Here is a 24,617-nt window from a genome sequence, read left to right as displayed (position 1 = left end):
GGAAAACCTACACCACCTTGGCGTCCCTGAGCTTGGTGATCTCGGCGGCATCGAAGCCGAACTCGGCCAGCACTTCGTCGGTCTGCTCTCCGAATTCCGGCGGCCGCGCGACCATTGCGCTCGGCGTGCGCGACAGTGTGACGGGCTGGCCGACCAGGCGGATGTGGCGGTTCTCCGCGTTCGGTACGTCCTGCGCGATGCCGAGTTGCTTGACCTGTGCGTCTTCAAACATCTGGTCGATGGCATAGATCGGCCCGCAGGGCACGCCGGCCTCGTTGAGCTCCCGGACCCAGGTCTCCGTTGATTTCGCCGCCGTGCGCTTCTCGATCTCGGCGTTGAGCGCATCGCGATTCTTCGATCGCGCCGGCGCGGTCGCGTAGTCCGGATTGGCGACGAGCTCGGGGGCGCCGATCGCCTGCGCGCAGCGCTCCCAGATCCGACCACCGGTGGTGGCGATATTGATGTAGCCGTCCGAGGTTTTGAATACGCCGGTCGGAATGCTGGTTGGATGATTGTTGCCGGCCTGCTTGGCGACTTCCTTCTCCATGAGCCAGCGCGCGGCCTGGAAGTCGAGCATGAAGATCTGCGCCTGCAACAGCGAGGTCTGCACCCACTGGCCCTCGCCGGAGACGTCGCGCTCGAGCAGCGCTGTGAGAATGCCGATGGCACAGAACAGCCCGGCGGTGAGATCTGCGACAGGAATACCCACCCGCATCGGACCGCCGCCCGGCGCCCCCGTGATCGACATCAGCCCGCCCATGCCCTGCGCGATCTGATCGAAGCCCGGGCGCTTGTGGTAGGGGCCGTTCTGGCCGAAGCCGGAGATGCTGCCATAGACCAGGCGCGGATTGATCGCGCGCAGGCTCTCATAGTCGATACCGAGCTTCTTCTTCACGTCGGGGCGGAAATTCTCGACCACCACATCGGCCTTGGCGGCGAGACGCTTGAACACCTCGAGCCCCCTCGGGTCCTTCAGATTGAGCGTCATCGCGCGCTTGTTGCGGTGCAAATTCTGGAAGTCTGCCCCGTGCCGTGGTCCGCCCGGCTGCTCGCCGCCGGCATCCTCCGTGAGGGCGTCGATCTTGATGACGTTGGCGCCCCAGTCCGCGAGCTGTCGCACACAAGTGGGACCGGACCGGACGCGGGTCAGATCGAGCACGGTAAAGCGCGACAGGGCCTGTGAGGCGTGCGGGAAGGGCATTCGTGCGAGCTCCGAAGCGAATTGTGCGCCTACCATAGTGCCCAACGATCGGGCGGCAAGCCTCGCTGGGCGCTGGTGTCGTGAGCAAAAACGTGGGGCTGGGGCGCGATGGCGCCCGGCTCAGCGCGACATGCGCTTCAGCTCGGCGCGAGCCTTCTCCGCGAGCGGGTCGTCGCCGTGGCGGGCAATGAAGAGCTCCAGCGCCTCGGCCGTTCCCTTTCGGCGAGCAAGCTCATATTCCTCGGCGACGGCAATGGAGGGATCGCGCGCGGGCGGCATGACCGCGGCGCGCCCGGGTTTCCCTGCTTCCTGCGCCTTGGCTTTGCGAACCATGACAGGCTGTTCCTCCAGGAGCAGGTGATCAGGACCGGCGAGTGCGATGAGGGCCACGAAAAGGCCCGCCGCAGGGCGGAACGGTCCCATGAGTTACCTCAAGATTGCTGCGGTGGTCTCGTCACACCCCGTGTAAACACAGGGGAAACCGATTAACAAGTCGTTATCAGGGCGGCTTCGCGCAACCTACCCAAATTAAACGAAACGTATAGAACGAACCCTAGAATTGGCGCGGCACCCGAATCAGGCGTGTGCTCGGCGTTCCCGGGAGAGGATCATTGGCTACCGCGGTTACTATCAGCTCAACCGGCAACGCCGACATCGATGGAATGCTGTCCGGTTACAAATGGACCGGCACGATCACCTATAGCTTCCCGGATTCCTCGAGCGACTATCCGAGCCCTTACACCGGGGGAAGCGGCGAGCCGACGACCTCGGGCTTCTCGCCGGCCCCGAGCCAGATGCAGGCCGCGATCAATTACGCGGTCGGACTGATCGAGAGCTATACGAATGCCACCATCCAGTATGCCGGAACCAACGGCGCGGATATCATGGTGGCGCAGTCGCCGGCTGCCAATCCGACATCTTACGCCTACTATCCGAATAACTACGCGTCCGGCGGCGACGTCTGGTTTGGAACCCAATACAATTATTCGCTGGCCTCGCTCGGCAACTACTATTTCGCGACCGCGCTGCACGAGCTCGGCCACGCCTTTGGCCTGAAGCACAGCCAGGAGACCGGCGGCGTCGCCAATGTCGCGGTGCCGAGCGCGCATGACGATTCCGAGTACACCGTCATGAGCTATCGCAGCTATGTCGGCGGGCCGCTGACCGGCTACACCAACGAGTCCTATGGGTTCCCGCAGACCTATATGGCCAACGACATCCTCGCGCTGCAGACGATGTACGGCGCGAACTACACGACCCACAGCGACAACACCGTTTATACCTGGAGCCCGACCACCGGCCAGGAATTCATCAACGGCGTCGCGCAGCTCGCGCCGGGCGGCGGAGCGGGCGGTTCGGCCAATCGCATCTTCGAGACGATCTGGGATGGCGGCGGCGTCGATACCTACGACCTGTCGAACTATACGACGAACCTGAGCATCAATCTCAACCCCGGCGCATCGTCGGTGTTCTCGACCACGCAATTGGCCTATCTCGGCAACGGCCACTATGCGTCAGGCAATGTCTACAACGCCTATCTCTACAACAACGACGCCCGGTCCTACATCGACAACGCGATCGGCGGCACCGGCAACGACACGATACTCGGCAATGCCATCGCCAACGTGCTGAATGGCGGCGCGGGCAACGACACCATCACCGGCGGTGGCGGCAACGACACGATCATCGGCGGAGCCGGGACCGACACCGCGGTCTATTCGGGCAATGAGGCGAGCTACGCTGTATCCTACGATGCGAGCACGCAGACTTTCACCTTGGTTGACCAGCGTGCTGGTTCACCTGACGGCACTGATACCGTAACCGGCGTCGAGTATTTCCAATTTGCCGACGGCACGATCACGAGCGCCGCTCTGCTGAGCCTGACCACCCCCACCACGGTCGAGGCGTTTGGTTCGACAAGCCTGGTGCAGATCGGAAACAACTACTATCTCGATCCCGTTGCTGGGGGGACCGGACCAGAATTGAAGTATGGCGGCAGCCCGTTCTCAGCCGCGACGTTGAATGGCTGGACGGTTATCGGCGCAGAGCAGACCGCCAGCGGTTATGAAGTGGCACTGCATTCGCTGACCGCCGATCAGTACACGGTGTGGAATACCGATAGCAGCGGCAACGTGATCGGCAATGCGACGGGTGGGGTCGTCTCGGGCACAAGCTACGCGCTGGAGTCGCTCGAGCCAAGTTTCCACCAGGACCTCAACGGCGATGGGCAAATCGGTGCGCCCAGCACGGTGGTCGAATCGTATGGTTCGACCAGCCTCGTGAAAGTTGGCGACAACTTCTTCCTCAATCCCGTTTCGGGCGGCACCGGGCCAGAATTGAAGTACGGCGGCAGCCCGTTGTCGGCCGCGTCGTTGAATGGCTGGACAGTTATCGGCGCAGAGCAGACCTCCGGCGGTTACGAAGTGGCGCTGCATTCGCTGACCGCCGATCAGTACACGGTGTGGAATACCGATAGCAGCGGCAATGTGGTCGGCAACGCGACGGGTGGGGTCGTCTCGGGCACAAGCTACGCGCTGGAGTCGCTTGAGCCGAGTTTTCACCAGGATCTCAACGGCGATGGGCAGACCGGCGCGCCCAGCACGGTGATTGAGTCGTATGGCTCGACCAGCCTCGTGAAAGTTGGCGACAATTTCTTCTTCAACCCTGTTTCGGGTGGCACCGGGCCAGAAATGAAGTATGGCGGCAGCCCGTTCTCGGCCGCGTCGTTGAATGGCTGGACGGTTATCGGCGCAGAGCAGACCGCCAGCGGTTATGAAGTGGCGCTGCATTCGCTGACCGCCGATCAGTACACGGTGTGGAATACCGACAGCAGCGGCAATGTGGTTGGCAATGCCACGGGTGGGGTGGTCTCGGGCACAAGCAGCGCACTGGAGTCGCTCGAGCCGAGTTTTCACCAGGATCTCAACGGCGATGGGCAGACCGGCGCGCCCAGCACGGTGATTGAGTCGTATGGTTCGACCAGCCTCGTGAAAGTTGGCGACAACTTCTTCTTCAACCCCGTTTCGGGCGGCAGCGGGCCAGAATTGAAGTACGGCGGCAGCCCGTTCTCAGCCGCGTCGTTGAATGGCTGGACGATTATCGGCGCAGAGCAGACCTCCGGCGGATATGAGGTGGCGCTGCATTCGTTGACCGCCGATCAGTACACGGTGTGGAATACCGATAGCAGCGGCAATGTGGTCGGCAATGCGACGGGTGGCGTCGTCTCGGGCACAAGCAATGCGCTGGAGTCGCTCGAGCCGAGTTTTCACCAGGATCTCAACGGCGATGGGACTACAGGTGTTGCGATGGCACCTCTGGCGTCTTCGACGCAGACTGCGGTCCATTTGGCTGATCTACTGGCGGGTCATTTTTTGATCGCGTAGTCTCCAAGAAGGGGAGGGTGGCGTCCATTTTGCCGCCCACCGCCGCCGGGCGGGCATCGGCAATCCCACTTTCGACTGATAGCTCGCTGTTCTTCACAGGGGGCGCCGTTTGATCCAAGCGCGAGATGGCCAAGCAGGACGGGCGGCGGCCGAGCCCGGCGGGGGTGGTCGCGTATGACAAATTGTATGCGGTTGGTCGGCAATTTCGCTCCGATATTGCTGGACCTGCCCCAGCAATTGCTGCGGATTCCGGTTTTTTTGGACGGGCGGCGTGCTCGCGGCTTGGCTGATCCGGTCCCCGGTTCCTTGCCATTGCTTAAGCTGTTCAACCGCCTTAAGACGCGCCTTCAAGGCCCTATCTAGTCGCCCGAAAACGTGTGCTCCGTTCTGAAATCTACCGGCGATCGTGCATGGTCGGGCATGGCCCAACGGTTGGAAATGGTGTGAGAAAAAGTCCGCCCGATCTGCTTGGAAATTCGGCTTGGAACGCGATTGCGTTCGTGGTGGCGGTGGTGCTCAATCTTGCCATCCTGCCGTTCGTCGTGCTTCGCCTTGGCCCAGCTTCATTCGGCGTCGCCGGGTTGGTCACGGCCTGCATCGCACCGGCGCTCGTGTTCAGCAATTCGCTGGCGATGTCGACGGCGCGCGAACTCGCGCTGCGATTGGCGCCGTCCGATTGCGACGATGCACGAAGGTTGTTTGCAACCGCCATGGCGCTGGCGATCGGTGCAGGCGCCTTGATTGCTGCTTTCTATGGCTTCGTCGGCGCGCCGCTCGCGCGCCTTGGCTTTCATCTCAGCGGACCGGTCGCCGACGATCTCGAGCGCGCCTTTACATTGGCGGGCTTCGGCTGGCTGTGCCAATGTTTATCGGCAGTTCTTCTCACGCTGTTCACGGCCCGCCAGGATTATCGGCGCATTGCGTCGATTAGTATCATCAATACGGTTACAGCGACGGCATCCATGCTGCTCCTCGTCCCATCCGCCCCGCGCGCGTCGACATTTCTCGGCTGTCAGGCGTTGGGCTTTGCGGCGAGTCTGCTCGCGACGTTCGGCTGGTCGCGCCATGCGATCGGAGATTGGTTGGCGCGACCGGCGATTCATCGCGGCGCGCTGCGAAGGCTGGTCCGTCTGGGTAGCTGGCAACTGGTGGCCCAGGGCGGCGCGCTATTTGCCGCGCAGGCAGACCGCTATCTCCTCGGCGCACTCCTGCAGCCGCAATTCGTGGGGTTCTATGGCGTCGCCCAGCGCCTTGAGGAGGCCGTCTATATCGGAGTCCTGAAGATCGGCGAAACCCTGTTTCCGTTCTTCAGCTCGCTGCACAAGGAGGCGGAGGACCGCAAGGTCGATCTGCTGCTTCGCTCCTCCTGGATCCTCAACGTACTGGCGGCCAGCGCGCTGGGCGGGCTCATTCCCGTCGCCGGGCCACTGCTGCACCTGTGGACCGATGCTGAGGTCGCGGCCGAAGGCGAGCGAGTGCTTGTGGTGCTGTCGGTCGCCGGCATCCTGGGATCGAGCGCAAACGTCCTTGCATTCTATTTGCTGGCACAGGGACGATCCCGCGCCAATGCCCTGATCTCGCTCTGCACCGGCGTCGTCACACTCGCAACCAGCCTCTTCGCGCTTCCGCGTTTCGGCTGGCAGGCCGCAGGTTGGAGTGCCTGCGTCGGCATGATCGCGCAAATGATCACGACAATCCTCCTGGTGCGGTCTACCATCAAGATCGCCGGTATCTGGTCGCGCGTGATTCATTTCATGTTGATGCCGCTCGGCGTCGGGATATTGGTGGCGCTGGCGCTTCGCTATGGGTTCGATCGCATCGCATTCGAGTCTGCGCCGGCCTGGTGGTATGTCGGCGGCGTGGCGTCTCTGTCGGCTGCGACTATCTTTGTCGCCACCATCGCCGCGTCGCAGCTCGGTCCCTACCGCGCCGTCTGCTGGCGCGACCTTCGCGCTGTCGTTGGCCGTTTCATCCCGATCAAGGCGGCCTAGGGAATGTGCGGAATTGCCGGCATATTGGACCTTCGCGGCAATGTCGTCGCGCCGGCCGACATCAAGCGGTTGACAGACCTGCTCGGGCATCGCGGCCCTTTCGGCGAAGGCATCTGGTCAAGTGCGGACGGGAGCCTCGCATTCGGCCACCGTCGCTTGGCGATCATCGATCCCAGCCAGGGCGGCTATCAACCGATGGTGTCTGCCGACGGTCGCTACGTCATCGTCTTCAACGGCGAGATTTACAATTTCCTCGAGTTGCGCCGCGAGCTCGCGGAGCGTGGCACGGTCTTCCGTAGCCAGTCCGACACCGAGGTGATCCTTGCGGCCTGGCAGGCCTGGCGCGAGGACATGCTGTTGCGTTTCAACGGCATGTGGGCGCTGGTGATTTTCGATACCATCAGCGGCGAGCTGTTCCTGGCGCGCGATCGCTTCGGCATCAAGCCGCTGTTGTATGCCCTGTCGCCCGAACGCTTCGTCTTCGCGTCCGAACAGCGCGCGCTGGCGCGGAGCGGGTTGATCGATGCGTCGATCGACGGCGACGTGGCGCGGCGCATGCTGCTCGATGCGTTCGGTATCGAGGGCAGCGAACGGACGTTGTTCCGCAACGTCCGCCGGCTCCAGGCGGGCCACTGCATGTGGCTGCGTCACGGCAAGGCGGATGTGCGGCGCTGGTGGCGGACCGTCGATCATCTGCCGGATAGCCCGCACACCGAAGCTGGGCGCGTGGATCGTTTTCGCGAATTGTTTCAGGATGCCGTGGCCTTGCGGATGCGGAGCGATGTCCCGATCGGGACATGCTTGTCCGGAGGCTTCGATTCCTCGGCGGTGATCTGTGCGATGGCGGCGCATGAGAGGGCCGGCATGGGACCGCGCGACAGCGCCGCATGGCGGCACGCCTTTGTCGCGACGTTCCCGGGTGCCGCGAACGATGAGCGTCCCATGGCCGAGATTGCCGCCGCCTGGGCCGGCGTCGCGCCTACGTTCGTTGAAATCGGACGCGGGGACGCGCTGACCGATATCGACCGGATCCTGGATGACAATGACGACGTCTATATCGGGCTGCCCAGCGCCGCGTGGCTGATCTATCGGGAGCTGAGACGCCACGACGTCACGGTGTCGCTGGATGGTCACGGCGCGGACGAGCTGATGGGCGCTTATTTGCAGGACGGACAAGCGGGGGCCTTCCGAATTCGGAATGCGGCGGCCGACCTCGCCTCCCGCTCGGCGCTGGCGCGGCGCGGCGTCGATCTCGTGCGGGCGTTGACTGTCAGGGCCCGAGGACACTACTTCCTGCGCGGCGGCCTGCTGAACGTTCCCGACGAGCTGCCGCTGGTTGCCGAAGACGACGAGCTGCCGCGCGAATGGGGCGCCTTGAACCGCCGGCTCTACCGCATGTTCCACAGCACGGTGCTGCCCACCATTCTGCGCAACTTCGATCGCCTTTCGATGGCGCACGGCATCGAGGTCCGCATGCCTTTCATGGACTGGCGCCTCGTGACCTACACAATGGCGCTGCCTGAATCGAGCAAGCTGTCGGACGGCTACACCAAAGCCATCGCGCGGCGGGCGATGGCCAATCTGATGCCGGAGCAGATCCGGACCGCGCGGCGCAAGGTCGGCTTCAATTCGCCGATGCCGGAGTGGCTCAACGGCCCGCTTGCCGGCTGGATCGCAGCCTTGCTCGACCGCAAAGTGCCGGCATTCGCCGAACTGGTCGATGAAGCCAGCCTGTCCGCGACAGTCGGCCGCTTGACCGCGGCCAAGGCATGGGACTGGGAGGCGGCCGGGCGGATCTGGCCGTATCTCAATATGAAATGGATGCTGGCAAGGTACGCTTAGATTATGCGGGTTTTTCAGAATTGCGGTCTTACTCCGTCCTACCTCGCGCGGCTGAACCGCCTGGCACCAGAAGGCCTGAGTTTTCGGGAACGACGCAACACGTTTCTGAACGATCGGTTCGGCGCGCTTCACTTTCTGCAACCTGTGCTCGACAGTGACACGAGTGCGTTTCTGACCTGCGCCAACGATGGCCGTCTGCAAGGCCAATGGGCACGCGAACAGGGTGTTCGCCAGGGAGCTGCGCCAGAAGACATTCTGCTCGCGCAGATCGAGCACCACAGAACCGAGGTGCTCTACAACCTCGATCCGGTCGCGTTTCCGAGTTCCTTCGTTCGCAGGCTGCCCGGCTGCGTGAAGAAGACGCTGTGTTGGCGCGCGGCGCCGTCGGGAAATGCAGACCTGACGGCCTATGGTGCCGTGCTTGGAAATTTCCCGTCAATTTTGGAGTCCTGGCGTGACAAGGGGTGTCGGGCGGAATGGTTTTCTCCCGCAATTGATCCTGCAATGAGCGAATACGTGCAGGATGAGCGCCCCATCGACGTGCTGTTTGTTGGCGGTTACTCGCGGCATCATTCGGCGCGGGCAAAAACGCTTGAGAAGGTTGCTTCCCTCGCCGGAAGCCGACGGATCGTTTATTGTCTTGACTCGTCCCGATTGACGAGACTCGCCGAGAGCTCGATCGGTTATTTTCTGCCGCTCCAGAAACATCGGCGCCCAAGGATGGTTGCAGCGATTGCCAAGCCGCCGGTGTTCGGGAAAGAGCTCTACGAGTTGATAGGACGGTCCAAGATCGTCCTCAACGGTGCGATCGACATGGCAGGCCGGGATCGCGGCAACATGCGTTGCTTTGAAGCCATGGGTTGTGGTGCGCTGCTGGTCTCGGACGCTGGCAACTATCCCGAGGGCATGGTCGCCGACGAAACGATGCTAGTCTACCACGATGAGAAGAGCTGTCTCGAGCAGATCGAGCGAGCTATCTCCGATTGGACCGACGTACGGCAAATAGCCGCGAATGGGCGAATTCGGGTCAATGATATCCACACCAAGGCACGTCAGTGGGGCCTCTTTCAGACTATCGTAGCACGTCTCTAGTCATTTGACGCATCGCGCCGAATGTCGTCCATTGGAGATCAGGTCTGATTTTTTGAAGGTGTCCTGTGCCCTTTCGCGCGGCGTCGTCGGCGTCACATAAGAGGAAACCTTGATGTCCAGCCTCGCCGGTCTTGCCCGCCACTGCGCAAGATTCATAGACGGGATCAATCTCCATTTTCTCACCCAACGGCTCATCGGCCGTGCCACCTGCCGTTTGCAGGAGGGGGCTTTTCTGGCTCACTGCGCAAGGATCCGAAACGCGCTCGGCGATAGCAATCAGATCGTCGTCGGCCCCTATTCGCACATCAGGGGCGAATTGATGGTTCTCGGGCACGGCGGCCGGATTTCGATTGGAGAATGGTGTTACGTGGGCGTCGGGACGCGCATTTGGTCGGGAGCGTCGATCCAGATCGGCAATCGGGTGCTGATCTCACACGGCGTGAATATATTCGACAATCTCTCGCATCCCATCAAGGCCGCCGAACGCCACGAGCAGGCCAGGCAGATTTTTTCGAGCGGCCACCCCAGAAACGTATTTCTTGACGATCGTCCGATTAAGATAGGCGACGATGCTTGGGTTGGCGCGGGCGCGATGGTCATGCGCGGCGTGACGATTGGGGAGGGCGGGATTGTAGCCGCGGGAGCCGTCGTCACCAAGGACGTTCCGGCCTATACGATTGTTGCTGGAAATCCGGCAACCGTCGTCAGGGCGTTGTCGCCGGATGAGCGATGAGACGATGAGCGGGAATGCCGCTAGTTGAGGATAAGATAGTTAGATGTCCATCTGGGTCACAGGCGCTAACGGGTTCATCGGCCGCCATCTCGTTCGTGAGCTGGCGCTGACCGGCAATGCCATTCATGGCGTCGGGCACGGTGCGCTCGACCCATCAGATGCGCGCTGGCTCGGCCTGGAGAGCTGGATCAACGGCGAGGTCGATGCGGCGAACCTGAACATGCTTGCGGCGGCGTACGGGCCGCCCTCGCAGGTCTTTCACCTTGCCGGCGGCTCTTCCGTTGGGCTGTCGATCGAGCGGCCCTTTGAGGACTTTTCCCGAACCGTCGCCAGCACGGCGCGGCTGCTGGAATGGCTGCGCGGTTTTGCGCCCCAATGCCGGCTGGTCGTGGCCTCGAGCGCGGCCGTCTACGGTGCGAACCATGCAGGTCCGATCCCAGAGGATGCGACGTTGACGCCGATGTCGCCCTATGGCGAGCACAAGCTGATGATGGAGCAGCTGTGCAGAAGCTATGCGCGAAGCTATGGAATAGGCTGTAGCGTCGTGCGCTTGTTTTCGGTCTATGGACCGAACCTGCGTAAGCAATTGCTTTGGGACATCTGCTCACGGCTGAAAGCTGACGAGCCCGTGCTGACGCTCGGCGGGACGGGAACCGAAATCCGGGATTGGACCGACGTGCGCGATGTCGTCCGATTGCTGGCGTGGATCGGACAAAACCCGCAACCGGACGGTCTTCAGGTGATCAATGGGGGCTCAGGAGTGGGAGCGAGCGTGGCCGAAATCGCCGACCAGCTCGTCAGGAACTGGGGAAGCGGCACCGTCGTCCGCTATTCCGGCGTCGCGCGGCCGGGCGATCCCGCGAGCCTGCTCGCTGATCACCAACGTCTCGGCGAGATGAAATTCGATTGGCGGATTTCGCTCGAGCGCGGACTCGCCGACTACGTGGACTGGTTCAAGGGACAGGATCGTGGCTGAGCAAGCGACGCTGCGGGTCGCTTTCACCAATATTCCCAGACGCCTGTGGGCCGGGGGATATAACTATCAACGCAATCTGTTCGAGGTCTTGAACCGCCATCGTCCCGGTGCGATCACGCCGGTCCTGTTCGCGGGCGCGATGGATGACGACGATGAGATCGCTGCCTTCACGCGGATCCCGAGCGTTGAGGTGGTCCGCTCGCCCGTGTTCGATCATGCAGGCGGCAACCTCTTCGGTGCCCTCGCCTTCGGACTCGATGCGCCCGCGTCCACGCTGTTTCGCGATCGCAACATCGACATGGTGTTTGAATCCGCACGGTTCTTCGGCTGGCGTCTGCCGTTTCCAACGATCGCGTGGTTCCCCGATTTTCAGCACCGGTTGCTGCCGCATCTCTTCTCGCGGGCCGCATACTGGCGGCGCGATCTCGGCTTCCGCGTCCAGATCGTGTCGGGCCGGCACATCATGCTGAGCAGCGCAAGCGCGCTTGGCGATCTCAGAAAATTCTATCCCGGCCTGCGCAACGGGGTCTCGGTTGTGCGCTTCGCCACCGAGCCGCCGTCGAATCTGCTTTCGACAAACCCTGTCGATGTCCTCGCGCAGCACGACCTGCCCCCGCGCTTCTTCTATCTGCCAAACCAGTTCTGGCGGCACAAGAACCATCAGCTCGTCGTCGATGCGCTCGATCTGCTCAAGCGACGCGGATTCGACGCTGTGGTCGCGGCTTCCGGCAGCACCTACGATCCGCGTGAGCCCGATTATTTCGACAGCGTCATGGCGCAGGTCAAGTCGCGTGGTCTCGGCAAGAGCTTTCGTCATCTTGGCATGATCCCGCTGGATCATGTCTACGCGCTGTTGCGCGCTTCGACGGCGCTCCTCAATCCGTCGCGCTGCGAGGGATGGAGCACGACGGTGGAGGAAGCAAAGTCATTCGGCGTCCCGATGCTTCTGTCTGGCCTGGACGTTCATCGTGAGCAGACCGCAGGCGCGGCGCGATATTTCGGCGTTGATGATGCCGAGGCGCTGGCCTATCACATCCGGGATGTCGCCGAGACCGCGCCGGAGACGGTCGTTCGGCAGCTGCAGCCGGATCTCGATGACCGGGTTCGCGCCTTCGTCGCGGATTTCGTCCAGCTCGCGACCGACGTGATGCGCGGCGCAGGAACAAGGTAGCCGTCGGGCCTCGCAAGGGGGGGCTTCTTCTGCCTTGATTTGTCGCGTTGTTCGGATAGAAACAGGTCCGGGTTCAGCGGAAAATGGCTGTTTTGGGCTTTCAAGCCCTCCAGGGGCCTTCGCTCTGACGACGGCGGGGAAGTCTTGATGATCAGATTCGGCCTGCTCGGGTGCGGGCGCATTGCCAAGCGTCATTCCGACCTGTTGGGCGGCAACCACATCGTGGGGGCGAAGCTCGTTGCCGTCTGCGATTCCGATCGCGCGCGCGCCGATGCGATCGCTGCCAAATTCTCCGTTGCCGCACATGACGATATCGACGAGCTCCTGTCGCGCGATGACATCGACGCCGTCGCTGTGCTCACGCCGAGCGGGCTGCATCCTCAGCATGCGATCGCCTGCGCACGTGCCGGCAAGCACGTCGTGGTCGAAAAACCCATGGCGCTGCGTCTCCAGGACGCGGACGACATGATCCGCGCCTGCGACGAGGCGGGCACAAAACTCTTCGTCGTCAAGCAGAACCGTTTTAACGTTCCAATTGTGAAGGCCCGCGAGGCGCTCGATGCCGGCCGGTTCGGCAAGCTCGTCCTCGGTACCGTGCGCGTGCGCTGGTGCCGCGACCAGGGCTATTACGATCAGGACGCCTGGCGCGGCACCTGGGCTTACGACGGCGGCGTGCTCACCAATCAGGCCAGTCACCACATCGACATGCTGGAATGGTTTTTTGGAGATGTCGTCAGCGTCCATGCCCGCAGCACCACAGCGCTCGTGAAGATCGAGACCGAGGACACCGCGGTGGCGACGTTGAAGTTTCGTAGCGGCGCGTTGGGCATCATCGAGGCTACGACGGCTACGCGTCCCGCCGATCTCGAAGGCTCGCTCTCGATCCTGGGCGAGAAGGGAACGGTGGAGGTCGGCGGTTTCGCCATGAACCAGATTCGGCATTGGCGTTTCGTCGACTCGCTGCCATCGGACAAGGAGGTGATCGAGAAATTTTCGGTCAATCCGCCGAATGTCTATGGCTTTGGTCACCAGGCCTATTATCAGCATGTCGTCGATTGCCTCGCCGATCGCGGCGCGGCGCTGGTCGACGGATTGCAGGGCCGCAAGAGCCTGGAGTTGATCTCGGCGCTCTACGAATCCATCGAGACCGGGCAGGAAGTGTCGCTCCGCTTCATGCCGCGTCGCAGCCGGCTGGGCGTGGCCTCATGAACCGGCCCGAGTTGAATCAAGCTGGTATCCGCGACGTCGCGTTCGGCGCCGGCGTGAAGGTCGTCGAGCCGTGCAACCTCTATGGCTGCACGATTGGCGACGACTGTTTCATCGGGCCGTTCAGCGAGATCCAGAAGGGCGTCGTCATCGGCGCCCGCACGCGCGTGCAATCGCACAGTTTCATCTGCGAACTCGTCACGATCGGCGAAGATTGTTTCATCGGCCACGGCGTGATGTTTATCAACGATACTTTCGCGAGTGGCGGTCCGGCACGTGGCCGCAAGGATCTGTGGCGCGAGACGAGAATCGGCAATCGGGTATCCATCGGCTCGAACGCGACGATCATGCCGGTTCAGGTCGTCGACGACGTCGTGATTGGGGCAGGGGCGGTGGTCACCAAGGACATCACCGAAGCTGGTACATACGCCGGCAATCCGGCGCGTCGGCTTCGGACATAGAGGCATGCATGGCGGTCCCTTTCGCTGATCTTCAGCTCCAGTATCAAACCATCAAAGGCGAAATCGACGCGGCGATCGTGGCGGTGATCCGCGACAACGCCTTCATCCGCGGTCCCTATGTCGAGAGGTTCGAGCGGGAGTTCGCCAAGGCTGCGTCGGCCGAGCACTGCGTCTCGTGTGCCAACGGGACGGACGCGCTGTATCTCGCAATGAGCGCGCTGAAGGTGAGACCGGGCGACGAGGTGATCACGACGGCGCATTCCTGGATTTCAACCTCCGCGATGATCACGCATGCCGGCGCAACCGTGAAGTTCTGCGACACTGACGGGTCGACCTTTACCATCGACCCGAAGGCGATCGAGGCGGCGATCACGCCCCGTACAGTCGGTATCATTCCGGTGCACCTGTACGGGCAGCCCGCTGACATGGACGCGATTATGGCGATCGCGAAGAAGCATGGATTGTGGGTGATCGAGGATTGCGCCCAGGCGCATCTGGCAAGCTACAAGGGGCGGATGGTCGGAACTTTCGGCGACGCCGCGACCTACTCGTTCTATCCCGGCAAGAATCTCGGCGCGATGGGCGATGCCGGCGCCGTCGTCACCAACGATGCGGCCCTCGCGGAGCGTATCGCGATGCTCGCCCGTCACGGCGGAATCGTAAAGCACCAGCATCAGATCGAGGGGATCAACAGCCGTCTGGACGGCATGCAGGCGGCGATCCTGTCGGCCAAGCTGCCGCATCTGGCGGACTGGACACGGGGGCGCCAGGAGGCCGCGAAATTCTACGATACTGCGCTGAACCAGCTCGAGGGCATGCAGACGCCTCAATTAGCGCCAGGGCGAAGTCACGTCTATCACCTCTACACGATCAGGCACGCGAAGCGCGACCAGCTGGCCGGCCATCTGGCCGGCAGGGGGATTCAGACCGCCATAAACTACCCGACGGCGCTGCCGCTGCTTCCCGCCTATCGGCGCTTCGAGCATAGTCCGGCGCAGTTTCCGAATGCCTATGCCGACCAGCAGAGCATCCTGTCGCTACCGATGTTCGCGGAAATCACACGCCTGCAGCAGGAAGAGGTGGTACGTGCGGTGCGCGAGTTCTCGGCCTGACAATTTCGGCTGCGTGTGGCTTACGGCTTCCTTCGAAGAAGCGCCCTGGCGTCACATACCATAGCAGGAATAGGAAGATGGCGCCGTGCGAGAGCAGGGCGACCGTGAGTGGCACGTTGAGGAGAACCTGCGGCAGCGCGCCGCCAGAGATTAGGACGAATCGGATCGGCAGCCGAGCGGACGCGCGGTTGCCTAGCGCTAGCACCAGGCCCGATGCGAGTGCCGTCAGCGGTGCTAGATAGGGCCCAACCGAGGCGGTGCCTTCGGTCGCAAACAGCGAAGCATTAAGGTTTCCGAAGTGATATGTGCTTTCCATCACGATCGACAGCGGCTCCTGGTAGGGACAATGCGTTACTGCCCGGAGAAAGGAGATGTGACAGAACCATGTATGCGGATGGTGGGCGAAGAAATCGTTGTAGATGTCGAGCGCGCTCGATGCCGTCGCCATCATCCGGATGTTGACGAGATCGAAATATCTTCCGACGAGGCTCTCGCCAAGTGACGTTTTGACCATCACCATTGCGATCAACCCCACGAGCATGGGGAGAAAGATCGACAAGACGACCGACGCCCGGGCTTCGAACAGCCGCGTGAGGATGACCAGCGCGATGAGCCAGGCCGGCGTGAAGAAGGCAAATTTGGTCAGCGTGATCGGGTAGAAAAGCAGGAGGAGCGCCAGTACAGCGGCGGCGCGCCAATAATAGTTGCGCATCCAGCAGCAGGCGAAGGCGAACGGCAGGAGTGTGCTGGCCGTCATGCCCATGAGATAGCGGATTGCGCCAGGAAACTCGATCTCATTGCGATAGTCGTAGATGTGCGAGACCGAGACTAGTTTGAAATTGTAGGTCGAAGCTACTGCGATGGTCGCCGCCGACAACACCAAAATGAGGTTCAGCAGGCGCTCAAAGTTCGTTTCCGTCAGGATGACGATCTGCCGGATCGGCGTCCTGATGAACAGGACCGGGATCAGAAACAGCACCAGCGAGAGCGCCGCCGAAATTCCGGCGGCGCTGTGGTCGTAATCGTATTTCGAGAACGTGTCGATCCACAGGAAGCCGAGGACCATGGTGTAGAGATAAAAGCCGACGAAATAGCCGAAGCTGAATCGGGAGACCACAAAGAGCAGCGACACGGTCGAAAAGGCGAGCGCGATTGTGGCTGCGATCCACAGCCGCTCTTCGCTGAACAAAATGTAAGACTGATAGCCGGAGACCTTGATCAGCGACAGGCAGGTGACGGCGCTGTGAAGGAGCACCAGCAAGGTGAGGCCGCGCCGCGACTCAAGTCGGGATCGCAGGCCGGAGATGATGTCGGAAAGGAAAGCTATCATGGACAAAGGGGAGCGCCGTGCGTCCAATCAGGCCAGTTCAAGCGTGCGCTTGAAATAGGCGATCGTCTCCTTCAGGCCGTCCTCCAGCGCGACCTTCGGCTGCCAATCCAAAAGCGCCTTGGCCTTGGTCAGGTCGGGCTGGCGCTGTCGCGGGTCGTCCTGCGGCAGCGGCTTGAAGATCAGCTGCGAGCGCGAGCCTGTGAGCTTGATGACCTTCTCGGCGAGCTCGCGGATCGTGAACTCCGAATTGTTGCCGAGGTTGATCGGGCCGGTCACGGCCTCTTCAGTCGCCATCAAACGGGTGATGGCTTCGACGAGGTCGTCGACATAGCAGAATGAGCGGGTCTGCCCGCCATCGCCGAACACGGTGATCGGCTCGCCCCTGAGCGCCTGGACGATGAACGACGACACCACGCGTCCGTCGTTCGGCTGCATCCGCGGACCGTAGGTATTGAAGATGCGCGCGACCTTGATCGGCAGGCCGTGCTGGCGCCAGTAGTCGAAGAACAGCGTCTCGGCGCAGCGCTTGCCTTCGTCGTAGCAGGAGCGGATCCCGATCGGGTTGACGTTGCCCCAGTAGTCCTCGGTCTGCGGATGGATCAGGGGGTCGCCATAGACCTCGCTTGTCGAGGCCTGAAATATCCGCGCCTTGAGCCGCTTGGCGAGCCCCAGCATGTTGATGGCGCCATGCACGGATGTCTTGGTGGTCTGCACGGGGTCCCGCTGGTAGTGGATCGGTGAGGCGGGGCAGGCCAGATTGAAGATCGCGTCGACCTCGATATAGAGCGGGAAGGTGACGTCGTGCCTGACCGCCTCGAACAGCGGATTTGCGACCAGATGGGCGATGTTGCGCCGGCTTCCGGTGAAGTAATTGTCCACCGAGACCACCTCGGCGCCCGTCGCGAGCAGCCGCTCGCACAGGTGCGATCCGATGAAGCCCGCGCCCCCTGTGACGAGTATCCGGCTGTCTTTGTAGCTTTCAAACGGCATGATCGGTTCCAGATTCATTCGCGCGGAGCGGCCGGCTGAGTGGTATCGGCAACGGCCGGGCTCGCCAATAGCCAAGTGGCCTTTTGGGTCGGTGGTCGTTTTGAGGTGTTTAAATACCTCTACGCTGCATGGGGTTGTTTTCGATGTTTTTGGAAGATGGACAGCCGGGCGACTAGAACTCCCGCCGCTTCAGCCAGGCGCGCGCGCCCCAATGGCCAAAGCACCAGGCCGATTTGATGAGCGGCAGGTGCTCGACGTTGCGATAGATGTGCCAGACCCATTTGGCGGAGCGCAGGGGACGGCTGGAGACCGAGGCGCCCCTGACGCGGTAGCGTGCCAGATCCTCGTTAAGGCCGAAGGCGGTATGGCCCGGCCTCAGGATTGAAAGCCACAGGCAGAAATCGTCGTAACCCTCGTTCTTCATGGCGACGGGGCCCGCAATCTCGCGGTCCACCAATGCCGTCAATGTCGCAATCGAGGTGTTCTTGAGCAGTTGCTGATAGCTGAGCGAAGCCGGTACCTCGATCAGGCGGCCGGTGGTCACATTGCTTTCGTCGATGCGGCGGAATGCGGTGAAGCTGAGTGCAGCACGCTTCTCGCGGGCGAAGGCAAGCTGCCGCTCGAGCTTGTTCGGCAGCCACAGATCGTCGCTATCGAGGAAAGCGAGGTAGCGGCCCTGCGCATGGTCGATCGAGGTCTGACGCGCCAGCGCCGGGCCGCCGTTCTTCTCCTGACGGAGCAGCTTGACGCGGGGGTCGCGTGCGGAGATCGCCTCGATCAGGTCGGGCGTCCTGTCGGTCGAGCAGTCGTCGGCGATCAGGAGTTCCCAATCCGTAAACGTCTGGGCCTGGACCGACCGGATCGTCTCCTCGATGAAGCGCTCGACATTCCAGGAGGGCGTGATGATCGAAACCAGCGGCATTGATCCGGTATCCGTTCAGTTCGCGCCGACGGGCTCGGCGATCGCTGCGCGCAAGGACGCCGCGAAAGTATCGAGCAGCTTTGTGTCGCTGATATAGAGTTCGCCGGGATACGACCGGCGCCAGGCGGATTCGAAATAGGGCGCGCCCTTCGCTGGATCGAACGGGCCGGCGCGCAACGCTTCGCGCAATCGTGCGGGCACGTCGCTCTGGCGGTCGACCGCGTAAACCAGCGGACAGGAGCGGTAGAAGGCATCGCCCATCACCACGACGGGCTTTCCGAGCAACAGCGCCTCGGCGCCCGACTTGCTGTTGACGGAGATGACGGCTTCGGAGCGGTTGAGCACGGTGTAGTTGTTGGTTTGCGGCGGCAGCAGGACGAGATTGTCGAAACGGCGCGCGAGCTCGAACAGGCGGTCGGCCGAAATTGCGCCGATCTGGGCAGGATGTTCCTTCACCACCAGCACATGCGAGTCAGGGATCGTGCGCAACAGGAAGTCGACGGTGGCGACCTGATCGAGATAGTCCGGCGCCCGCAGCGTCAGTGCCATGTCGGCCGGTACGTGGAACGGGTAGTAGACGAACGGCGTCTCGGGAAGCGGGCGATAGAGCTTGCGCAGCCGCGTCGCGTTGAGGGCCATCGTTGCATGCACACGGGCGTGCCGCAGATTATGCCCGAACTCCTGGTGCTTGCCGAGCGCGAACTGGTCCCAGAGCTTCTCGGCGAGTCGATGGGCGTTGCGCAGGTTGGCCACCTTCTTGAAGGCGGCGGAATAATGATGCTGGTCTTTCTTGGGAATGACGATCGCGCGCTGCTTGAGCGTGTCGTCGAGATAGGCTCTCACTTCGGATGACACGGTGTCCGCGGGCTTGCCCATCATGTCCGGCGCAGCGAGACTGTCGGGCGTAAAATACATCCGGCCGCGAAAGAACGACGGCTCGATGAACCAGTTGCGGATGCCGCGGCGTTTCGCAGCGTAAAAGCTCGCAATGACGGAAAGAAAGCCGCCGAGCTCCTGCACCAGTTCGGCGCGGCGGCCTTGCGCGTCCAGCCGGTCGAGCACTGCCTCCATCGCATTGGCGTAGATCATGAACCGGCGGCGCAGCGCTGCAGTGTCGCGAATGCCGAAGGTGAAGCGCTCGTGGCTGAACAGGAAGTTGGTGCCGTCAAGTCCGTAGAGGGCGACGCGGGCGTCAAAAGCCTTGCGGTCGTCAGCCGCAGGCCCGACCTTGAGGCCCTCGCGATACATGTTGGTGACCGTCACGCCTTCCGCTTCGGCCATCTCGGCGCTGCGATCATCGAAGGCTAGCAACGCGACGTCATGTCCTGCGGCACGCAGCCGCTGCGCCACCGGAATCCAGAACCGGGTCTGGTATTCGGCCAGCGTCGTGATGAGGATGGTCTTGGAAGGTGGGGTCATGCGTGTATCGGTCTATTCCCGATCGCGACGCTGGCAAGTGGAACGCCGGTCGTGACGCAACTCGCGCGGGAGGCTGTGAATCGCGATGGCTCGGCCCCGTCATGGGCGGCGATGCGGTTGAGCAGGTTGACTACGAATTGCGGCTCGATCCGCTTGTCGCGCCGAACTGGATTGACCCGGGAGCGCAGCCGTTCCGTCACGGCCGAACCCAGCACCATGCTGGCGACTCCCTTGGCGATCTGCCCCGGGCTCGGCTTCGAGCGTGTGCCGCTCACGCTGGCGCGCAGCGAGACATAGGGCTGGCGCGAATTCGGCATGCTGGTCAGGACGTCAGCAACCCGTTCGGCCGCCAGTCCGTCATTGTGGTGGAAGAACGCCTCGATGTCGGCGGCGTGAACTCCGTCGAAGTCGAAACGCTCGGTCTCGTTGTCGATGCGGTCGATTACGGTTAGAAGCTCGTCGAACGAGGCGACCGGTCGGCTGACGCGCGCCGGCAGCGCGGCGTGGCCGGCGGTTGCCGGGGTGTTGAGATATTCGAGCTGGAGCGGCAGCTTGCCGAGTAGCACCGACTCGACCGCGGTGCCGCAATTGAGATGGATCACGGCGGCGGCATTGCGGATGCGATGGAGCACGCTACCGCTGCCGTCAACGATGACGTTGGCATGATGCGCGAGCGCATTGCGATAGACTTTCTCGTTCTCGAACGGATGCGGGCGAACGAGAATATTGCGCTCGGGGCGTGCGGCCGCGAGGCGATCAATCTCGGCGAGATAGTTCGCGAACACCTGCTTCAGATCGGCCATGAAGCGGTCGACATAAAACGCGTCCCATCCGGCGCGAACCATCGCCTCGCGTTCACCGCCCGGCTTGCCGGCGAAGCGCGAATTGACGAGCGGGAAGTTCGCATTGACGAGCAGATAGCCGCGCGGCTCGCCGTCGAGCAGCGAGCGCCAGCGCGGCGCGGCAAAATCGAAGCGGGGACATCCGGTGAGATGAAGCTGGTCGGGCCTCATCGTGCCGGCCGAGTTGAAGGCTTCATGTAGCCGGCTGCCCCAGAAGAAATAGCCCGAAAGGATACCGGCATACCCGCTATCCCGGATTTGCGCGGCCATCGCGGGGGGGGAATTGCCGCCCTTTTCTGCAAGCACGCCGCCCTCGGTGTCGAGGATGTAGAGAGCGAGGCCGGCATTGGCGAATCCCTGCATCAGGTCGAGATTGGCAGTGCGCGCATAATTGGCGACCAGCGCGCTCAGCCCCAGCCGCGGCACGTCGACGGCCTGCTCGTACATCGGTACGAGCACAACCGACGCACCGCGCCGCGCGAGCTGGTACCCGAGCAGAACGGCTCCCGCCAAGTCACGCTTGGGGTGATCGACCACCAGGCCTATGCGCAAGGTTTCGGCTCCCGGCAGATCCGGCTCAAAAACGCATCACGGCACGCTCGAGACCCGTCACGGGCCCGACTGCCCGGAAGCGCGGTGGCGGCTCCGGGAAGATACGCGGCTGCTGGATATAGGTCGCGGTGTAGAGCAAACGATTGTGCTCGGACAGGATGCGGCTGCCCATGTGCAGACAGCGGGCGGTGTTGACGATGAATGACGACAGGCGCGGTGCGATCATCTCCTTCACCGCATTCGGGCCAGTCTTGGCAAAGACCTTCGCGTCGCTCATGTGGCTCTTGAGGGTATTGCGGAACGGCTTCGATGGCCCTGCCGGAATGAAGGTGAACGGGCCATCGGCGGTGTCGCGCACGTCAGTGAGGTAGATGAACAGCTTGCAGACGCGCTTGTCGTCATGATCGAGGTGCCAGAGCTGCGAATAGCTAAGTGCCTGGTTGGGGGTCGGCTGCGACAAGGTCAGGAGCACATCCGACAGCTGGGGCAGGTCATGCATGAAGTCGCCGATGATCCGCAATGCGGCCGGCTGCAGCGCGTAGCGTACGAACGGATGGTCGGTCGCGAACGCGCCGTCGACCAGGTCCTCGTCTAGGAGGCTGACCCAGAACGATTTGTGTCCGAGCTTCTGCCTGCCGGAGAGCTCGTTGAGCCGGTTGACCTTGCTTTCCGAGACGGCCGCCACAGCCTCTGCAAGGCTGCGATCCACGAGCGATGAAACATCGACATAGCCATCCTCGGCGAGCTTGCGGCTCGCCTCCGTCCATTCCGGCTTTGCGGGAAGTTGCTTCAAGAGATCGATCCGTTTGGCGCGCGCGCCCGGTTGCAGGCTGCTCAGTGCTGCCTTGGTGACCCAGCCAAGATCGGTGCGGTTGACGTGCCAGAGCAAGCGGCGGAACTGGCTGATTTTCTGCTTCTTGGTGGCTTTCGCACCAGCATCGATGGTCGTCATGAGAGCTCGCTCGATCGCACGGAAACAGGCCTCTTTAACCCCTGGGTTTGCCCATTTCTACCCTAAAGTGCCGTCGGGGAGGCGCCTCTTGGCCCGAGAAATGATCCACCGATGTCCGCGATCAGACTTCGCTGTTCCGGGCTCAGGACGAGGAAATATTGTGCGGCCCATATCGCGGCGCAATACACCGTAGCTAGGAATGCCAGCGTAGCGATTCCGGGGGCGGGTGTGAGGAAGTGGAGGATCGCGGCTAGCGGGATCGCACCGACTAGAAGTATCGTCCAATGGACCAGAATGGCCCTGGAAAAGCGCTTTGGATCGAGATCCAGCTCACGAACGAAGATCTGCAGCTGCCAGGGAACGATTGCGGCAGTTCCAATGGTCTGTCCGAGAATGAACGCGCGCTCGGCCAACGCATGTGACGCCGCAAGCGTGACGGCCGCCCAAATGACGAGGTGGATCATCATTAGCATATTGAGGCGCGCCTGGACCTTGGTGCGGGTCATGAAGAGCGTGTTGCCGAAGATCACATATTGGAAGCACATGGTGACCACGAACATCAGGCCCATCCAGTGCGCATAGGGAACGATCTGCGACCCGATCCATATCCGCATGATGTCGGGCGACATCACGGCAGCGGCGACCATCGGCGGCACGGTGACGATCGGTAGCATCGTGATGCCAGCCTCGCCGAATCGATTGAACTGCTGATGGTTGTTCCGCTGATCCAGGCGGCTGACGACCGGCAGTAGCGATGAGGTCAAAAGGCTTGCGACCACCTTTGCAAGGCGAGGGATGCGGACCAGGGTATCGTAGATGCCGACGCTTTGCGGGCCGATATAGAGGCCGATCAGGAAAGGCTGTATGGGAGCGATGACGCCTCCGATCAGCTTGCCCTGCATGACCAGGATGCACCTCGTCATCACTTCTCGTCCAACGGCCGAAGAAGGGAGCGACAGTCCTAGCTTCGTCCGGCGCAGGGCGGCGACCGAAGCTCCGAGCAGGATGAGGGCGCGTAACAGATTGGTCGCGAGAAAGCAGTAAGTGACCGTCTGATAAGGATGCCCGGAACGCGCGATATAGATGACCGTCGCCACGTACAACACCGTCGTCAGAAACTCGCAGATCCGCAATAGTCCGTAGCGCTCAAAACCCTTGACGATCCCCTCCCAGACCAGGGCAGGAAACAGCAGAAGATTGCACGCCGCCGTCGCGAGCAACATGTCGGTAAAGCTTGCGGTGTGCGTTGCTTCTACCTTGAACAGGGAAGCCAGGAAAGGCGCAGCGAACCACATGGCGAGACTGAGCACGACTCCCAGGACAATCGAAACGAACGTCAGCAGAAGGACCTGGCTTCCACCAAGCCGCATGTCGCGATGCTCTCTGGCGCGAGCAACGACCTGAGTGGTGACCTCGGACAGGCCGAAATCGATGATGCCGATGAGGCCCGCCGGCATGAACAAACGCGTGAGGACGATCAGGCCAAATTCAGCAACGCCCCAGGTCTGGATGATGACCGGGATGACAATCACACCGAGGATGGCGACCAGTCCGAAGACGATTGCCGATACGACGGTGTTTTGAACGAGGCGCTTCAGCATGCTCCGTCGCTCACCAGGCGCTCAGGCCGCCGTCGACCGCGATGTTCTGACCGGTCACATAGGAGGCGGCATCGGAAACCAGGAACAGCATCGCTCCGACCATCTCGTCCGCGCGTGCCATGCGGCCGAGCGGAATGCGGGCGCCGTAGCGCTGCTTGAAGGTCTCGTTCTGGCCACTCTCGACGCCTCCCGGAGTCAGGGTGTTGACGCGAACGCCCTTGGCCGCCCAATAGGTCGCAAGATGTTTGCTGAGGCCGATCACGCCCGCTTTCGAAGCTGTGTAAACCGCAGGCGTGTTAATGGCGCGGCCGAGATATTCGGAGCCTTCGTAGATGCGCTGGTCAGGCGCCATCAGGCCGTAGATCGAGGCGGTCTGCACGATAGCGCCATAGCCGCGCTCCGCCATCCGGCCGCCGAATACCTGCGCGACATTGAACATGCCGTCGAGATTGACCGCCATGATCTCGCGCCAGGTCTCTTGCGAGAATTTTTCGACCGGCGCGAAGAAGGCGTCAACGTCGCGCGTCTTGCTTGCGGCATTATTGAGCAGGATGGACACCGGTCCGAGTTCGTTTTCGATCGCGCTTGCGGTGTCGCTCACCGCATCCGGCCGGGTGATGTCGCAGCCATACCCCTTGGCGCGAATGGAATGGCGCGATGCAATCTCGGCTGCAGCGCTCTCCGTCGCGCTCTGGTCGAGGTCGAGGACCGCGATATTGGCGCCGAATTCGGCGAGGCCATCGGCAAAGCGTCGTCCGAGAATACCGCAGCCGCCAGTGACGACCGCGGTGCGGCCGGAGAGGTCGAACAGGGCCTTGAAGCTCGTGGTCATTGCTTTGCC

20 protein-coding genes are annotated in these 24,617 nt (G+C 62.2%); 10 read left to right on the top strand and 10 right to left on the bottom strand.

The features are described 5' to 3' along the window. Positions 1 to 7: 7 nt before the first annotated feature. Both ACV1FX_RS10135 and ACV1FX_RS10130 read right to left on the bottom strand, forming a co-directional pair. A complete protein-coding gene (locus ACV1FX_RS10135; protein WP_473117409.1) occupies positions 8 to 1,201 on the bottom strand; it encodes a CaiB/BaiF CoA transferase family protein in 1,194 nt (397 codons plus the stop codon). Positions 1,202 to 1,321: 120 nt separating this feature from the next. After that, a complete protein-coding gene (locus ACV1FX_RS10130; RefSeq protein ID WP_473117408.1) occupies positions 1,322 to 1,624 on the bottom strand; it encodes a hypothetical protein in 303 nt (100 codons plus the stop codon). Between the two features lie 188 nt (positions 1,625 to 1,812). Here ACV1FX_RS10130 and ACV1FX_RS10125 point away from each other — a divergent pair, with 188 nt between their 5' ends. From ACV1FX_RS10125 to ACV1FX_RS10080, 10 genes are all read left to right on the top strand, one after another. Next, entirely contained in the window at positions 1,813 to 4,584 is a 2,772-nt protein-coding gene (locus ACV1FX_RS10125) for a M10 family metallopeptidase C-terminal domain-containing protein (RefSeq protein WP_473117407.1), read from the top strand. A gap of 443 nt (positions 4,585 to 5,027) precedes the next feature. Next, positions 5,028 to 6,575 carry a lipopolysaccharide biosynthesis protein gene (locus ACV1FX_RS10120; RefSeq protein ID WP_473117406.1) on the top strand — a complete coding sequence of 516 codons (1,548 nt, stop codon included), beginning with the start codon at positions 5,028 to 5,030 and terminating at the stop codon, positions 6,573 to 6,575. A gap of 3 nt (positions 6,576 to 6,578) precedes the next feature. Then, positions 6,579 to 8,417 (top strand): asparagine synthase (glutamine-hydrolyzing), encoded by a 1,839-nt coding sequence (gene asnB / locus ACV1FX_RS10115; protein ID WP_473117405.1) that lies wholly within the window; start codon positions 6,579 to 6,581, stop codon positions 8,415 to 8,417. A 3-nt stretch (positions 8,418 to 8,420) separates the two neighbouring features. After that, complete coding sequence (locus ACV1FX_RS10110) at positions 8,421 to 9,509, top strand: glycosyltransferase family protein (RefSeq protein ID WP_473117404.1); 1,089 nt, start codon at positions 8,421 to 8,423, stop codon at positions 9,507 to 9,509. Positions 9,510 to 9,621: 112 nt separating this feature from the next. Continuing rightward, positions 9,622 to 10,242: an acyltransferase gene (locus ACV1FX_RS10105; protein ID WP_473117403.1), complete on the top strand. Its 621-nt coding sequence runs from the start codon at positions 9,622 to 9,624 to the stop codon at positions 10,240 to 10,242. Between the two features lie 43 nt (positions 10,243 to 10,285). Beyond that, positions 10,286 to 11,218, top strand: a complete 933-nt coding sequence (locus ACV1FX_RS10100; protein ID WP_473117402.1) for an NAD-dependent epimerase/dehydratase family protein — start codon at positions 10,286 to 10,288, stop codon at positions 11,216 to 11,218. Next, on the top strand, positions 11,211 to 12,389 hold the full coding sequence (locus tag ACV1FX_RS10095) for a glycosyltransferase family 4 protein (protein ID WP_473117401.1): 1,179 nt from the start codon (positions 11,211 to 11,213) through the stop codon (positions 12,387 to 12,389). Before ACV1FX_RS10100 ends, ACV1FX_RS10095 begins: the two co-directional genes overlap by 8 nt. Positions 12,390 to 12,536: 147 nt before the next feature. Beyond that, on the top strand, positions 12,537 to 13,598 hold the full coding sequence (locus tag ACV1FX_RS10090) for a Gfo/Idh/MocA family protein (protein ID WP_473117400.1): 1,062 nt from the start codon (positions 12,537 to 12,539) through the stop codon (positions 13,596 to 13,598). Beyond that, complete coding sequence (locus tag ACV1FX_RS10085) at positions 13,595 to 14,056, top strand: acyltransferase (protein WP_473117399.1); 462 nt, start codon at positions 13,595 to 13,597, stop codon at positions 14,054 to 14,056. Before ACV1FX_RS10090 ends, ACV1FX_RS10085 begins: the two co-directional genes overlap by 4 nt. Before the next feature lie 8 nt (positions 14,057 to 14,064). Further along, positions 14,065 to 15,168: a DegT/DnrJ/EryC1/StrS family aminotransferase gene (locus tag ACV1FX_RS10080; RefSeq protein WP_473117398.1), complete on the top strand. Its 1,104-nt coding sequence runs from the start codon at positions 14,065 to 14,067 to the stop codon at positions 15,166 to 15,168. On the opposite strand, the gene ACV1FX_RS10075 is transcribed toward ACV1FX_RS10080, so the two are convergent. The 8 genes from ACV1FX_RS10075 to ACV1FX_RS10040 all read right to left on the bottom strand — a co-directional run bounded on the left by ACV1FX_RS10075 (position 15,113) and on the right by ACV1FX_RS10040 (position 24,608). Further along, positions 15,113 to 16,498, bottom strand: coding sequence for a hypothetical protein (locus tag ACV1FX_RS10075; RefSeq protein WP_473117578.1), 1,386 nt, complete (start codon positions 16,496 to 16,498; stop codon positions 15,113 to 15,115). The genes ACV1FX_RS10080 and ACV1FX_RS10075 overlap by 56 nt on opposite strands. 27 nt (positions 16,499 to 16,525) lie before the next feature. Beyond that, positions 16,526 to 17,488: a UDP-glucuronic acid decarboxylase family protein gene (locus ACV1FX_RS10070; protein ID WP_473117397.1), complete on the bottom strand. Its 963-nt coding sequence runs from the start codon at positions 17,486 to 17,488 to the stop codon at positions 16,526 to 16,528. A 172-nt stretch (positions 17,489 to 17,660) separates the two neighbouring features. Beyond that, on the bottom strand, positions 17,661 to 18,410 hold the full coding sequence (locus tag ACV1FX_RS10065) for a glycosyltransferase family 2 protein (RefSeq protein ID WP_473117396.1): 750 nt from the start codon (positions 18,408 to 18,410) through the stop codon (positions 17,661 to 17,663). Between the two features lie 15 nt (positions 18,411 to 18,425). Further along, entirely contained in the window at positions 18,426 to 19,829 is a 1,404-nt protein-coding gene (locus ACV1FX_RS10060) for a capsular polysaccharide export protein, LipB/KpsS family (RefSeq protein ID WP_473117395.1), read from the bottom strand. Further along, entirely contained in the window at positions 19,826 to 21,223 is a 1,398-nt protein-coding gene (locus ACV1FX_RS10055) for a surface carbohydrate biosynthesis protein (RefSeq protein ID WP_473117394.1), read from the bottom strand. The genes ACV1FX_RS10060 and ACV1FX_RS10055 overlap by 4 nt, the downstream gene beginning before the upstream one ends. Before the next feature lie 25 nt (positions 21,224 to 21,248). Next, positions 21,249 to 22,175, bottom strand: coding sequence for a hypothetical protein (locus ACV1FX_RS10050; protein ID WP_473117393.1), 927 nt, complete (start codon positions 22,173 to 22,175; stop codon positions 21,249 to 21,251). 62 nt (positions 22,176 to 22,237) lie between these two features. Next, a complete protein-coding gene (locus ACV1FX_RS10045) occupies positions 22,238 to 23,776 on the bottom strand; it encodes a lipopolysaccharide biosynthesis protein (protein ID WP_473117392.1) in 1,539 nt (512 codons plus the stop codon). Between the two features lie 10 nt (positions 23,777 to 23,786). Next, the gene (locus ACV1FX_RS10040) at positions 23,787 to 24,608 is read right to left on the bottom strand and encodes an SDR family oxidoreductase (RefSeq protein WP_473117391.1); all 822 of its coding nucleotides are present in this window, start codon (positions 24,606 to 24,608) and stop codon (positions 23,787 to 23,789) included. Positions 24,609 to 24,617: the final 9 nt, after the last annotated feature.

This window comes from Bradyrhizobium ingae, assembly GCF_055791185.1.
The sequence above is the reverse complement of the archived record's forward strand: the minus strand, read 5'-3'. Positions and strand labels throughout refer to the sequence as shown.